Raw genomic sequence first — 14,646 nt, 5'->3', positions numbered from 1 at the left:
TGTCGACCGTCGCCCTTACAATCCCGGTCCTGTTGCTCTTGAAAGCAATGCACCACATGACCGAAGGACGCGTCCAACGCCGTCTTGCCGCAATTCTGGCCGCTGACGTGGTGGGGTATACGCGCCTGATGGGCAGCGACGAGGCCGGCACACTTGCCGATCTGAAGGAGATACGGGCCCACCTTATCGACCCAAATATGGCCGAGCACCAAGGTCGCATCTTCAAAACGACTGGCGACGGCATCCTCGCCGAGTTTCCAAGTGTCGTGAACGCCGTGGCTTGTGCCGTTGCCATGCAGCGTGCCATGTCGGGTCGCAGCGCAAAACTGTCCGAGGACCGAAGAATACAATTCCGCGTTGGGATCAACCTCGGTGACGTAATCGTCGAGGATGACGATCTGTTGGGTGACGGCGTGAACGTGGCGACAAGGCTCGAAGGCATCGCTCCTGTTGGAGGTGTTATGGTTTCGGGCACGGTGCGAGATCACCTCGGAAACCGGCTTGAACTGCAATTCGACGACATTGGTGAGCAGATACTTAAAAATATTGAACGCCCCGTGCGAGCTTATGCGGTGCGCCTCGACGGTCCCGAAGCGGCGCCCACTTCGCCGGCGTCGCTTGCTGATAAGCCATCCATCGCTTTGCTGCCGTTCGTCAATATGAGCGACGACCGTCAGCAGGACTACTTTGCGGATGGGATCACAGAGAACGTCATCACCGGATTGTCTCGGTTTCGCGATCTTTCCGTCATCGCCAGTAATTCGACGTTTGCTTACAAGGGCAAAGCCACGAAGATACAGGATGCCAGCCGAGAGCTGGGTGCCCGCTATATCTTGGAGGGCAGTGTACAGAGGTCGAAGGACCGGGTCCGGATTACCGCCCAGCTCATTGACGGCAAGACTGGGCGGCACCTTTGGGCAGAGCGCTACGACCGAGGCATCGAGGACATCTTTGCCGTGCAGGACGATGTCACTGAAAGAATAATCGGCAGTTTAGCCACAGCGTACGGAGGCCGACTGTTAAAGGCGTGGCAAGAGCGCCCGGAAGTCGCGGGGACGCGGAATTTTGAGGCGCTGGACTATTTCGTGCGCGGCATGGAGTCTCTCAACCGCTACACAAAACAAGACAACTTGCGTGCTCGGGAACTCTTTGAGAAGGCAGGCGAACTCGATCCGAAGTTCGGAAAGGCGTTTGCCAAGCTCGCTTGGACGCACATGATCGACGCAAGCGACGGTTGGAGCGCGAATCCCGAGGCTTCACTGGCATGTGGCCTGAAATACGCCAATTTGGCGATCGAACGGGACGACGCCGAGGCATGGGGGCACTATGCGCTCGCAGGGCACTGCCTATTTTGCGGACAATACGAACGCGCTATCGTTGAGTATCAACGCGCCCTTGAGCTTAATCCAAATGACGCCGACGTGCTGTTGGATTACGGTTCCTGCCTAAGCTATTGTGGGAGGGCACAGGAAGGCCTTGAGACGGCGCAAAAAGCCATGCGTCTCAACCCTCACTACCCCGAGTGGTACATCCTACAGATTGGCCAGATTTACTACGACGTTCGCAGATATCGTGAAGCGATCGCGGCGTTGGAAGGTCTACGAACCCTCGACACCGTATACCAACACTTATACCTGGCAGCGAGCTACGCGGCTTTAGGGAGCGAAGACGAAGCGCAGCAGGTCATCGAGCACATTTTGCAGCTGGAGCCGCGAGCCACAATCACGATGAGAACGACCTCGGACATGGCGCCATACAAGAACTCAGGTGACTTGGAACATCTTCGCGAGAACTTGCGCAAGGCAGGCCTGCGCGAGTGAGTGAAAGCTCGCGCTAGCCTTGAACGGCTGCAAAGTGGCGGTCCTTGGTCGTTCCGATCGGGGAGGCCAATGGCAACGTTCCAACTGGAATTCAAACTGACACACTACCAGCGCTCTTTACCTCACACCGTGCTGCCTCTAAAACCCGCCCGCTGCCGGATGCCTCCGGCTTCACACCACGACCACCCGCGCTCGTTTGCGGGACTGGATAGGAGATACCCGATGCTGAATTCCGTTTCCCTGACATTTCCCGATGGCTCCGTCCGCGACTATGACGCGGCGATGACCGGTGCGGGCCTCGCCGAATCGATCTCGAAGTCGCTGGCCAAGAAGGCTGTCGCCTATGCCATCGACGGCACCGTTCGCGATCTTTCCGACCCGCTTGGCAAGTCCGGCAAGGTCGAGATCATCACCCGCAGCGATCCGCGCGCGCTGGAACTCATCCGTCATGATGCAGCACACGTGCTGGCGGAGGCCGTGCAGGAACTGTGGCCGGGAACGCAAGTGACCATCGGGCCGGTGATCGAGAACGGATTCTATTACGACTTCGCCCGCAACGAGCCGTTCACGCCTGACGATTTCCCGGTGATCGAAAAGAAGATGCGCGAGATCATTGCGCGTAACAAGCCGTTCACCAAGGAAGTCTGGTCGCGCGACAAGGCGAAAAAGGTCTTTGCCGAGAAGGGCGAGCGCTACAAGTTCGAACTGATCGACGCCATTCCCGAAGACCAGGATCTCAAGATCTATTCCCAGGGTGACTGGTTCGACCTCTGCCGCGGCCCACACATGGCCTCCACCGGGCAGATCGGCAACGCCTTCAAGCTGATGAAGGTGGCCGGCGCCTATTGGCGTGGCGATTCGAACAACCCGATGCTGACCCGCATCTACGGCACGGCCTGGGCCGAGCAGGCTGAACTCGATGCCTACCAGACGATGCTGGAAGAGGCAGAGAAGCGCGACCACCGCAAACTCGGCCGCGAGATGGACCTGTTCCATTTCCAGGAAGAGGGGCCGGGCGTCGTCTTCTGGCACGCCAAGGGCTGGAAGATGTTCCAGAATCTGGTCAACTACATGCGCCGTCGCCTCGACGAGCAAGGCTACCAGGAGGTCAACGCACCGCAGGTTCTCGACAAGAGCCTGTGGGAGACGTCGGGCCACTGGGGCTGGTATCGCGATGCCATGTTCAAGGTGACGGTGGCCGGCGACGACACCGACGACGACCGCGTGTTCGCGCTGAAGCCGATGAATTGTCCGGGCCACGTGCAGATCTTCAAGCATGGGTTGAAATCCTATCGAGATCTGCCCGTAAAGCTTGCGGAATTCGGCAATGTGCATCGTTACGAACCGTCCGGCGCCTTGCACGGGCTGATGCGCGTGCGCGGCTTCACGCAGGACGATGCGCATATCTTCTGCACCGAGGAGCAGCTGGCCGCGGAGTGCCTGCGCATCAACGATCTGATCCTGTCGACCTACGCCGATTTCGGCTTCGACGATGTCAGCGTGAAGCTGTCGACGCGGCCGGATAAGCGCGTCGGCACCGACGAGGCCTGGGATCATGCCGAGGCGATCATGGGCAACGTGCTGGATACAATCAGGACGCGCTCGGGAAACCGCATCAAGACCTCGATCAATCCGGGCGAGGGCGCTTTCTACGGGCCGAAATTCGAATATGTGCTGAAGGACGCCATCGGCCGCGAATGGCAGTGCGGCACCACGCAGGTCGACTTCAATCTGCCGGAACGCTTTGGCGCCTTCTACATCGGTTCGGATTCGGAAAAGAAGCAGCCGGTGATGGTGCATCGCGCCATCTGCGGTTCGATGGAACGCTTTCTCGGCATCCTGATCGAGCATTATTCCGGTCATTTCCCGCTGTGGTTCGCGCCGCTGCAGGTGGTTGTGGCGACGATCACCTCGGATGCTGACGACTATGCGCGAAAGGTCGTCGCACAGTTGAAGGCGGCAGGACTTTTGGCCGAACCGGATCTGCGCAACGAGAAGATCAACTACAAGGTGCGTGAGCATTCGCTGGCCAAGGTTCCTGTGATCCTCGTATGCGGCAAGCGCGAGGCGGAGGAGGAGACGGTCAACATCCGCCGGCTCGGCTCGCGCGATCAGGAATCGCTCAAGCTGGCGGAGGCGCTGAAGCTGCTTTCTGACGAGGCTATTTCGCCCGACCGCAGGCGAAGCGCGGCCTGAGCAAACAATGTTTCGTAGAAATGGCGGTGGAGCGATCCACCGCCATTTTCACATGCCTGTCACGCGAACCTTGTAACGAGCCCCCATGCTCAAGCTGAAGATACGGGAAAGACCGTTTCCCGAACTCTCCTACGCCAATGCGAGCCAGCCGGCGCTGACGCGCTGGTTCATCCATTCCATTGAAGGCCTCTCGGGGCGTGACCGGTATGCCGCGCTCTACGATTTCTGGCGCCGTCAGGTGGCGCCGACGGGCGAGCGGGTGTTCAGCCGCATGCTGGAGCTGATCGACGTCAAGGTGCGCAGCACCGATCGGTGGCCGCCGGCGGGGCTGCCGGACACGCCGCTGGTGATCGTCGCCAACCACCCGTTCGGCATTGGCGACGGCATTGCAGTGCTTTCGCTGGTCGAGCAGCTCGGGCGTCCGTTCCGCGTCATGATCCACAAGGATCTGCTGAAGGTCCGCGAAATGGAACCGTACTCGCTGCCGATCGACTTTTCCGAGACCAAGGACGCGGTGAAGAACAACATGGCGGTGCGCCACGAGGCAGTGCGGCTGTTGAAAGAGGGCGTCACCATAGTGGTATTTCCGGCCGGCGGCGTCGCCACCGCGCCGAGAGGCTTTGGCCGGGCGCGCGATCTGCCGTGGAAGATGTTTCCGGCGCGCCTCGTGCAGGACGCCAAGGCGTCGGTGGTGCCGATGCATTTTTCCGGGCAGAACGGCCGGCTGTTCCATCTGGTCAGCGGCCCGATGAACATGGGGGAGCGCGAAGGAAGGCTGGCGAAATTCGTCGGCAAGGCGTCGCTGACGTTGCGCCTTTCAATGCTCATCCGCGAATTCGCGCGGCTGTCCGGCAAAGCGATCGACGTTCGCGTCGGCAACGTACTGCGCTGGGATGAGCTGGAGCCGCTGCGCGACCGCAAGACCTTGCTTGATCGCCTTCATCGCGGCGTCTTCGATCTGGCGCCCGACGCACCGCGCAGCCGCGTCCACTTCCTGCCGCGCCGTATGCGCAAGGCAGCCTGAGAGACGCTAACTAGGGCGTGTACTCATAAACGACGTTCAGTCGGTCAACTTTTCGACAACCTCGGCCTTTTTGCTCAATAGCTCCTAGGGCAGTGGGAGCGGTTTGTCGCTGAGTGTACGCAAGTAGGCGATCAGGTTGACCCGTTCGGTCTCGTCCGGGACGCCAGGCACCTCCATGTAAACACCCGGCGTGGTGAGCATGGGCTCAAGCAGATATGTGTTCAGGTCCTCGTACGTCCATACACCCTCTAAGGCCAGCAAGGTGTCGGAGTAACGCATATTTGCCATGGATGCCTTGTCGCGGCCGACGACGCCCCATAAGTTCGGTCCCGTTTTGATCCCTCCCTGTGGCTCGGCATTGTGGCAACCGTGGCACACGTGTGTGAAGTAGGTTCGGCCTTTCTCGACATCGGCAGCAGCCAACTTCATCGAGATCGGAGCTGGCGTTGGCAACACGACGCCGTGCGACATGAGATAGTCAGCAACTTCGCGTTGCCCCTTGAATTTTGCCAGATGGAGCGGTGTCTTGCCGTCCTTTGTCTTCGCATTCACGTCCGCGCCGGCCTCAACCAGTGCTTTCACGCAATCGAGGCAACCGAGATTGACCGCGATGTGGATAGCGTTTTCGCGGCTGCGCTTCGAATTTGGATTTGCGCCCCCGTCCAGCAACAGATTGATCAAATCGGTCCTGCGTTTTGCCAAAGCCAGAATAAGGGCAGGACCCAAACGCGGGTCCGGGACGGCGTTGACGTCGGCACCGCGTTCAATGAGCAGTTTTGCCGCTGCAAAATGACCGCCTTTGACCGCAAGATAGAGTGGTGTCGTGCGCCCGTCGCTCTCATCGACGCCGGCACCAGCGTCGAGCGCTGCCGTGATCGCCGCGACATCGCCCTTCATGGCGGCGTCGTGAATGCCGGCGGCATGCGATACAATCGGTGCAAGCAGTAGTGGAATGAAAAGCAAGGACATGCGCATTTGGCATCTCCCAAGGCAAACTGCGGTACGGGTCATGCTTTCAAGGCCGCAAAAACATACCACGAATGCCGGATCGTGGCCACTCCAACCGGTGCCTAGAAACGAATCGCAAGGTCGATCCGTCCGGCTGTGGCTTCGGGCTTATGAGTCCACAACCTAGTCGGCGCCTTCCTCGGGATCGATGGCCGACGCCTCGGTGGCCAGCACCTCGATCTCCTGGTTCTGCCCAGCGACCACGGTGAAATCCTTCTGGTAGATGCGGTCGCGGTTCTTGGCGATGATGGTGTATTGGCCTTCGGCCAGCACCATCGAGGCGAAGGCGCCGACGGCCTCCTTGATCGGATCGCCGGATTCGTTGAGCAGCGACCAGGATGTATCGGCGATGGCCTCGCCGCCGGTCTCGCGCACCAGCTTCATGGTCTCCTCCGCCGCGCGATGCTCGACGGTGGCTTCGGTCAGCTTGCCGGCCTCGACGCGGATGTCGGAGCGAATGACGGCATTGACCGCGCCATAGGTGGAGACGACATGATAAACGCCGGCGTTGAGCCGCACGACGCTGTTCGGCTCGACATCGGGAATGATCAAAGCGCGGTCGCCATTGGCCTCGGCGGTGCCCTCATAAATGGAGAAGCGCAGTTTTTTCGGCGGAATACGCACGCCGCCCGACAGCACCGCGTCGAGCTTGAGGCCGCCGGCATCGAGCACCAGGCTTTCGCGCCTGGCGTCCTTGCCGACGGTGATGCGCTTGGTGGCGCCGGCGCGTCCGTATGAGGCGTGGACCAGATAGCTGCCGGGTTCGAGCTGAAACACGGCGCTGCCGCCATGCGCGGAAGCCACCATCGGCAGCTTGCCGTCGCCGGCGGCCTCGGGCTTGAAGACGCGCCAGACGATGCCGCGCGTGATGTCGGCGCCCTTGTCGGTCAACTGCGCCGACAGCGTTATGGCACCGCCACCACCGAGTGCCAGCGGCGTCTCGCCCTTGGGCGGTGCATAGCTCGAAATATCGGGGAGTTTCAGATTGCCGATGCCGTCGGCATTCTGCGCCATGGCCATCGAGGCCGGCGCAAACAGCGCTACGGCGAGCCAAATCAGGAAAAGGCGCGATGTCCCCTCAAACATGCCTTGCGTTGAAGCCCAAGGCGGTGGCAATTTCAAGGCTTAAGAGTCCGACCGCCTTGGCAACAGGTTCTTTCGTCCGGCGCGCCCGCGCCAATGCCCGAGCCGCCCCGATCCGCAATGGCGCGCTTCAGCTCAAAATCGAGTGCTTTAGGAGACCTGGCCCCCATGGCGTCGCCGATCATCGACTTCCTGCTGACCCGAAACTCCGCACCGATTCCTGAATTGAAGGAACCGGCGCCCAGCGATGGCGATATCGCGACCATGATCGCGGCTGCAAGCCGGGTGCCCGATCACGGCCGGCTGGAGCCGTGGCGCTTCATCCTTTATCGCGGCGAGGCGCGCGTCGAGATCGGCAGGAAGCTGGCGGCGCTCGCCGAACAGCGCGAAGGACCGCTGCCGGAAAACCGCCGCAACCAGGAACTGGCTCGGTTTTCGCGTGCGCCGCTGGTGATCGGCGTGGTCTCGAGCCCGAAGGACAATCCAAAAATCCCGCAATGGGAAATGTTCCTGTCCGGCGGCATGGCGGCGATGAACCTGATGATCGCAGCCAATGCGCTGGGCTACGGCACCAACATGATCAGCAACTGGTATTCCGACGTGGCGGAGGGCAGGGCGCTGCTGGGAGTGGCGCCACAGGAACGTGTTGTCGGCTTCGTCCATATCGGCTGCTATCAGGGACCGGCGCCGGAACGGCCGCGGCCCGATCCGGCAAAGCTCTATGCCGATTATGCGGGGCCGTGGAACGGCTGACACCCGAAAGCGATTCCCCTTTATTTAAACACAGGCTAAGACAGCGGCTTCGGCGATGCGTTGGGGGTTGGCGCATCGACCATGGGGATTTTTTTGGGGGTCGCCGGCGACATGAAGAAACGAGACTCGCTGCGAACCCGGCTGCGCTATGGGTTTGACAAGAGCATGGCGGCCGGGCCGATCGCGCTGATCGGCTGGCTCGCCGTCGCTTCGCTGCTGATCATCATCGCCGCCGCGGCTTTTCTTGCGGTGACCCGCATCGCGCCGGAGGGCGGCGAACCACTGAACTTCTTCGAAGCATTCTGGGAATCGCTGATGCGCACGCTCGATTCCGGCACGATGGGCGGCGACACCGGCTGGGCCTTTCGTCTCGTCATGCTCTTTGTCACGCTCGCCGGCATCTTCGTCGTGTCGGCCCTCATCGGCGTGCTCAGCGCCGGCGTCGACAGCAAGCTCGATGAATTGCGCAAGGGCCGTTCGCGGGTGCTGGAGAGCGACCACACCATCGTCCTCAACTGGTCGCCGTCGATCTTCGACGTCATCTCCGAACTCGTCATTGCCAATGCCAGCCGCCGCCATCCGCGCATTGTCGTCATGGCCAATATGGACAAGGTGGCGATGGAGGACGAGATCGCCGCCAAAGTCGGCAGACTGGGCAATACACGCATCATCTGCCGCAGCGGCGACCCGACCGACCTCTACGATCTGGCCATCGTCAACCCGCAGACCTCGCGCTCGATCATCGTGCTGTCGCCGGACGGCGACGACCCGGATTCGCAGGTGATCAAGACGGTGCTGGCGCTGGCCAACGACCCGAACCGGCGCACGGCGCCCTATAACATCGCCGCCGAGATCCGCGACGGAAAGAACGCCGAGGTCGCCCGCGTCGTCGGCGGGGCCGAGGTACAGCTTGTCCTGGCCGACCAGCTGATCTCGCGCATCGTCGTGCATTCGAGCCGGCAGTCGGGTCTCAGCGGCGTCTATTCGGAGCTGCTCGATTTCGACGGCTGCGAAATCTACACGACCGAGCAGCCTGATCTCACCGGCAAGACCTTCGGCGAGGCAGTGATGGCGTATGAGCATTGCACGCTGATCGGGCTCTGCGACCAGCAGGGGCGCGTCAATCTCAACCCGCCGTCGGAGCTGGTAATCGGCAAGGACATGCGCGCCATCATCATTGCCGAGGACGATGCCGCCATCAAGCTGGGAAGCGCCGGAGCCAAGATCGATGCCGCGGCGATTCTTCGCCATCAGCCCATCGAGGCGAAGCCGGAGCGCACGCTGATCCTTGGCTGGAACCGGCGCGGTCCGATCATAACCTATGAACTGTCGCGCTATGTCGCGCCTGGTTCGATCCTGACCATCGCCGCCGATACGCCAGGCCTCGAACAGGAAGTTGCCGGGCTGCCGGTCGTCGGCGACAATCTGTCGGTTTCCTGCCGGATCACCGACACGTCGAGCAGCACAGCACTGGCAAGCCTGGACGTGCCTTCCTACGACCACGTGCTCGTCCTCGGCTACAGCGAGACCATGGCAGCGCAGCCCGCCGATACGCGCACGCTGGTGACGCTGCTGCATTTGCGCAAAATCGCAGACGATGCCGGCACGCATATCTCGATTGTCAGCGAAATGATCGACGTGCGCAACCGCGAGTTGGCGGCGGTGACCAAGGCCGATGACTTCGTCGTCAGCAACCGGCTGGTCAGCCTGATGCTGGCGCAGGCATCGGAGAACCAGAATCTCGCCGCGATCTTCGATGACCTGCTCGACGAGGAGGGCTCCGAAATCTACATGCGTCCGGTCGGCCACTATGTCGCCATCGATCAGCCGGTGACGTTCTGGACGATCGCGGAATCGGCGCGGCTGCGCGGCGAGATCGCCATCGGACATAGGCGCGTTCGCGCTGCGCAGAGTGATGAGCGGGCTCTGGGCGGCGTCACCGTCAACCCGTTGAAGTCGCAAGCGCTGGCCTACCTGCCTGAGGACCGGGTCATCGTGCTGGCGCGGGACTAAACCCCGACTGCCTTGGCGCGAGCCAGAAGCCGTTCGGCGAGCCTGAGATGCGGCCGGTCATACATCTTGCCGTCAATGCCGACCACGCCGGGATTTCCGGCCGCCTCGAAGGCCGCGACGATGGCCTGCGAGCGTTGCACTGCCTCCGCCGATGGCGTGAAGGCGGCGTTGATGACCGGCACTTGCGCCGGATGGATCGCCATCTTGCCGGTAAAGCCGTCACGCTCGGCCTCCGTGCATTCGGCTTCGAAGGCGGCCATGTCGCGAAAGGCGGGGAAAACCGTGTCGATCGCCGCGACTTCAGCTGCGCCGGCGGCAAGGATGGTCATGGTGCGGGCAAGGCGGAAGACATCGGTGTAGCGGCCGTTGTCGTCGCGCGCAGCCTGCGCGCCGATCGCCGCCGACAGATCTTCGGCACCCCAGGTGAGGCCGGCAAGCCTGGCGCTTGCCCCGGCATAGGTCGCGGCGGCCAGCAACCCAGCAGCGGTCTCGGTAATGATCGGCAGGATCTTGATCGCGCCATCCGGCAATCCGTTTTCGGCCTCATGTACGCGGAGCTTTACGGATAGCTGCTGGACATCCTGGCCGCTGTTCGACTTCGGCAGCATGATGCCGTCGGGTTTGACCGGAACCAGGGCGGCCAGATCATCGTCGGTCAACCCGGTCGATAGGTCGTTGACTCTGATATAGATGGCGGAGCTTGTCTGCTGCCGGTTGCCGGCGATAAAGCGTGCCGCGATGTCGCGTGCCGTCGCCTTGTTTTGTGGCGCCACCGAATCCTCGAGATCGACGATGACCAGGTCGGCGCCGGCGCCAAAACCCTTCTCCAGTTTCTTTTTGGAATCCCCGGGCACAAACAGCAGCGAGCGCATCACGCCGCCTTTTTCATCATCATCGCCTGGCGCGTGCATTTGGCAACGAGCACATCGTTCTGATTGTAGGCGTGATGCTCGAACTCGACGATGCCGCGGTCCGGCTTCGATTTCGAGTCCCTGACTGAGAGCACCGTCGTTTCGACACGGATGGTGTCGCCGTGGAAGACCGGGTGCGGAAACACCGTCTCCTTCATGCCGAGATTGGCAATTGTGGTGCCGACGGTGATGTCATTGACGGAAATGCCGATCATCAGGCCGAGCGTGAACAGCGAATTGACCAGCGGTCTGCCCCATTCGCTCTTGGCGGCGAAGTCGAAGTCGATGTGCAGCGGCTGCGGGTTCAGCGTCATCACCGAGAACAGCATGTTATCGCTTTCGGTGACGGTCTTGCGCAGCGTGTGCCGAAAGACATGTCCGACGACGAACTCTTCGAGATAAAGCCCGGGCATCGTTTTTCTCCTCCGCTGCCTGACGGTTGATAGGCGCTGCCCATGCCGCCCGCAAGCCAGTTAATAAACATGGTGAACCGTTCGTAAACCATTTCTGCCTAGGGTCATTCCTGGGGCCGGAAGCTTTCCGGCAAGGGGCGTAGCAGGCAGTATGGTTGTCTCGCATTTTCTCAAATGGATCTACACCGCGAGAGTTTCGGAGCGCGCCGCGGCGGCGAGCGCGCTGGCCCGCGCCTACGTCAATTCCGACCTGCCTTTCGAAGACCGTTGCGCGGCCGAAGCGGCGCTGACGCTGCTGCTCGACGACGCCTCGTCGAAGGTGCGGCTGGCTATGGCCGAAGCGCTGTCGATGAGCCATCACGCGCCGCTGCAGATCATCAGCGCGCTTGCCTCCGATCAGCCGGAAGTGGCAGCCCTGGTGCTGGCGCGCTCCCCGCTGCTCACCGATGCCGACCTGATCGACCGCGTCGCGGCCGGGCACAAGGCGACGCAAAAACTGATCGCCGACCGGCCGGTCGTTTCGATGGCGGTTGCCGCGGCAATCGCCGAGATCGGCGAACCGGAAGCGTGTGCCGTGCTGCTCGCCAATGACGGCGCCGATATAGCCTCACTCTCTTTCCGCCGCATCGCCGAGCGGCATGGCCATATCGCTCATTTGCGCGAGGCAATGGTCACGGATGTGCGGCTGCCGGCCGACTGCCGGCACATGCTGCTGGTCAAGCTCGGCGAAACGCTGAAGGCTTCGCCGCTGGTGATGGCGCTGATGGGGGCGGCCAGGGCCGAGCGTATAACGCGCGATGCTTGCGTCAAGGCTTCGGTGCGGCTCGTCGAAGGCACGCGCGCGGAGGAACATGCTGCACTCATCGAACATCTGCGCCTGCGCGGCGACCTGACCGCAAGTTTCATCATCCGTGCCATTGCCCACGGCAAGGTCGACTTTTTCGGCTCGGCCCTGGTTGCGCTCAGCCAGCAGTCGGAGCAGCGGGTGCGGGCCTTGCTCGCCGGCGGCCAGGACGTTGCGCTGCAGGCGCTGTTCCGCAGCGCCGGCCTCGCCGCTTCCACCCACGGCATCATCCTGCGCGCGCTCAAAATCTGGCGCGAAGTCGCCAACGGCAAGCGCCTCGCCGGCGTGCAGGAGGTCAGCTGGCTGATGCTGAAGGAGCTCGGCGGTCCGGCCACCGAGGGCGATCTCGCCGGCCTGGTCAAGTCGATCCATCTCGACGCGCTGCGGGAAAACGCGCGCGGGCATGCGCTGGCGATAGCCGCGGCCTGACGCCCTAAACTCCGTCCTTGGCGAAGAAATCCGGGAAATCCTCGATCGCGGCGGCGATGATGCGCAGCGAGGCTGCGATCTGCAGCATATCCGCACCGCCGCTGCGCTCTGAAAGGCTGGCTGCATATTGCCGGGCCACAGTGACAGTTGCTGTCTGCGGATCGCCGGGTGCGCGAAAGAGCAGTTCACGCGCCAGGCCGCGCAGGAAATTGGCAATCGAGAGCGCGGTGTCGGAAGGAGTGGACGGGCTCTGCTGCGCGGCGCGCAGGCGCAGGATTTCGAGGCCGACGGCAACGGCGGCGACCCCGCCGCCCAAGATCGCATCGCCCTTCCTGCCGGCATTTTGCAAGAGCGGCATCAGCTGGTTGATGCGGTCATAGGCCAGACTCTCGAAGGCCGAACGCCGCGGTACCCGCTCGTGCAGACACAGCCGCGCCAGATCCTCGCGCATGGCGCGCACGATGCGGTTGGCCGCGCGCCATGGATCCACCGGCAGCACCACGATGAAGACGCCGATGGCCAGCAGGATGCCGACCAGCACCGACGCCGAGCCGGCGAAGAACGGGCCTGGGGCATAGGTCATCGCCTGATGCGGGCTGAGGAAGGCGAGGAAATTGATTGCAAACGCCGTCGCCACGCCGACGGTGCGTGGATTGGCCATGCCCAGCGCCGTCGGTACCAGGATCGGCACGACAAACAGCGTGAACCAGCCGAAGCCGGGCAGGGCAGGCAGCGCGACCTGGCCGACAAGGAAGGCAAAGGGCAAAGCCAGCAGCGTTCCCTTGAAGAAGCCCCAGGACACCCGCACCGGGTCAGGCCGCGCGGCGAAAAGACTGGAGACGACGGCAACGAGGATGACGGTGCCGGCCGCATCGGACCATTTCGTCGTCAGCCAGAAGGCGGCGACCGCCAACGTGGCAAGGCCGGCGCGTATGGCATTGCGCGAAGCCCCGGGATAATCGCGGTGCACCACCAGCGCAGGCGGCTGCCTGTTGCTCCGGCTGGGGCCCGTCACCGGTGCGCGCAGGGCGTCGAGGCCGCGCAGCACCTGCTTGAAGGCTTCGGCGAAATCGGCGGCGATGGTGAGGCGGGTTATGGTGCCGACCCTGTCGTCGCCCTGATCGGTCGAGGCGTCGGGCATTTGCCGGGCCTTGCCGGCAATCGCGTCGAGCCGCGTCACCCAGGGCGACGTGTCGTCCAGCGCCTCGGGCGTCGCTGCCAGCTCGCTGACCAACGACTGCAGTTCGGAGCGTACCGGAATGAGCGCTGCGTTTTTCGGCGCGGCATGCGAATGCAGCGCGCGTGCCGCCGACAGCGCCGACAGAAGCTGACCGATGGTGAGGCGGACCGGATGGGCGCGGGTGGCGAAGCTCGGGGCTTCGAGCCGGGCATAGGTGCGCATCTCGGCCAGCATCTGGGCGTCGCTGATCAGCTTGCGGTGCAGGCCGGCCAGCGTCGCCGGGTCGCCGCCGGAAAAAGCGCCGCCTGCATAGGTTGCAAGGTCGAGGATGCTGCGCTTCAGCCTGGAGATGATGGCGTCAGCGGCCAGCTTGGGCAGAATCAGCCGGCTGGTCAGGCCGGCGCAGACGATGCCGAGCACGATCTCGGCGCAGCGCGCGACAGCGAGATCGACGATCACATGCGGTTGGCCGAAAGCCGGCAGCCCAATGATCATCGCGGTATAGCCGGCAAGTGCGGCGCCATAGGCTTCCGGATTGCGCAGCAGCGACGAAACCAGCGTGCACAGCCCAATCCAGATGGATAGCGCCGTGACCAGCAGCCAGGGATTGGTGCCGAAAACCGAGGTGATGCCGATCGCCGCAAGTCCACCGGCCAGCGTGCCGAGCAGCCGGTAAAAACCTTTCGCCAGCACCATGCCGGCGACCGGCTGGGCGACGATGAAGACCGTCATCATCGCCCATTGCGGGTGGTCGAGTTTCAACGCGTAAGCAGCGAGAAGCACGATCAGACCGGCCGAAACCGTGCGCAGGGCGAAAATCCAATCCGAGCGCGTCGGCTGCGTCAGGCCCGCCAAACTGGTTTCGAAGTAGCTCTTCAGCCGCGCCCGGATCACAAGCTGGTCTCCGTATCGGAAGTGCAGGCTAGAGCAATTCGAGGAAAAGTGTGAAACGGTTTTCCGCCCGGAACTGCG

At 62.6% G+C, this 14,646-nt stretch carries 11 protein-coding genes; 6 read left to right on the top strand and 5 right to left on the bottom strand.

Going from position 1 to position 14,646, the window contains the following annotated elements:
• Positions 1-56 precede the first annotated feature (56 nt).
• The 3 genes from NKI06_RS03185 to NKI06_RS03175 all read left to right on the top strand — a co-directional run bounded on the left by NKI06_RS03185 (position 57) and on the right by NKI06_RS03175 (position 5,040).
• The gene (locus NKI06_RS03185) at positions 57-1,820 is read left to right on the top strand and encodes an adenylate/guanylate cyclase domain-containing protein (protein WP_023825667.1); all 1,764 of its coding nucleotides are present in this window, start codon (positions 57-59) and stop codon (positions 1,818-1,820) included.
• A gap of 222 nt (positions 1,821-2,042) precedes the next feature.
• Complete coding sequence (gene thrS / locus NKI06_RS03180) at positions 2,043-4,016, top strand: threonine--tRNA ligase (RefSeq protein WP_352984010.1); 1,974 nt, start codon at positions 2,043-2,045, stop codon at positions 4,014-4,016.
• Between the two features lie 85 nt (positions 4,017-4,101).
• The gene (locus tag NKI06_RS03175; RefSeq protein WP_023725700.1) at positions 4,102-5,040 is read left to right on the top strand and encodes a lysophospholipid acyltransferase family protein; all 939 of its coding nucleotides are present in this window, start codon (positions 4,102-4,104) and stop codon (positions 5,038-5,040) included.
• Between the two features lie 84 nt (positions 5,041-5,124).
• On the opposite strand, the gene NKI06_RS03170 is transcribed toward NKI06_RS03175, so the two are convergent.
• Positions 5,125-6,015 (bottom strand): ankyrin repeat domain-containing protein, encoded by an 891-nt coding sequence (locus NKI06_RS03170; protein ID WP_352459103.1) that lies wholly within the window; start codon positions 6,013-6,015, stop codon positions 5,125-5,127.
• Positions 6,016-6,171: 156 nt separating this feature from the next.
• Positions 6,172-7,134 (bottom strand): RgsD C-terminal domain-containing protein, encoded by a 963-nt coding sequence (locus NKI06_RS03165; RefSeq protein WP_023695450.1) that lies wholly within the window; start codon positions 7,132-7,134, stop codon positions 6,172-6,174.
• A gap of 165 nt (positions 7,135-7,299) precedes the next feature.
• On the opposite strand from NKI06_RS03165, the gene NKI06_RS03160 reads away from it, so the two are divergent.
• Entirely contained in the window at positions 7,300-7,884 is a 585-nt protein-coding gene (locus NKI06_RS03160) for a nitroreductase family protein (RefSeq protein WP_023723386.1), read from the top strand.
• Between the two features lie 111 nt (positions 7,885-7,995).
• Positions 7,996-9,897 carry a CASTOR/POLLUX-related putative ion channel gene (locus tag NKI06_RS03155; protein WP_352984007.1) on the top strand — a complete coding sequence of 634 codons (1,902 nt, stop codon included), beginning with the start codon at positions 7,996-7,998 and terminating at the stop codon, positions 9,895-9,897.
• Here the strand turns inward: NKI06_RS03155 and NKI06_RS03150 are convergent.
• Complete coding sequence (locus NKI06_RS03150) at positions 9,894-10,769, bottom strand: HpcH/HpaI aldolase/citrate lyase family protein (protein ID WP_352984004.1); 876 nt, start codon at positions 10,767-10,769, stop codon at positions 9,894-9,896. The two genes, NKI06_RS03155 and NKI06_RS03150, sit on opposite strands and share 4 nt — an antisense overlap.
• Positions 10,769-11,281: a MaoC family dehydratase gene (locus tag NKI06_RS03145; protein ID WP_460221626.1), complete on the bottom strand. Its 513-nt coding sequence runs from the start codon at positions 11,279-11,281 to the stop codon at positions 10,769-10,771. Before NKI06_RS03145 ends, NKI06_RS03150 begins: the two co-directional genes overlap by 1 nt.
• 91 nt (positions 11,282-11,372) lie before the next feature.
• On the opposite strand from NKI06_RS03145, the gene NKI06_RS03140 reads away from it, so the two are divergent.
• On the top strand, positions 11,373-12,494 hold the full coding sequence (locus tag NKI06_RS03140) for a DUF2336 domain-containing protein (RefSeq protein WP_352984002.1): 1,122 nt from the start codon (positions 11,373-11,375) through the stop codon (positions 12,492-12,494).
• A 4-nt stretch (positions 12,495-12,498) separates the two neighbouring features.
• Here NKI06_RS03140 and NKI06_RS03135 read toward each other — a convergent pair whose 3' ends face one another.
• A complete protein-coding gene (locus tag NKI06_RS03135; RefSeq protein WP_352983998.1) occupies positions 12,499-14,568 on the bottom strand; it encodes an FUSC family protein in 2,070 nt (689 codons plus the stop codon).
• Positions 14,569-14,646 lie beyond the last annotated feature (78 nt).

The sequence above is a fragment of the Mesorhizobium sp. M0772 genome, from assembly GCF_040320135.1.
GTDB lineage: Bacteria > Pseudomonadota > Alphaproteobacteria > Rhizobiales > Rhizobiaceae > Mesorhizobium.
This window is presented reverse-complemented; position numbering and strand designations above follow the sequence as displayed.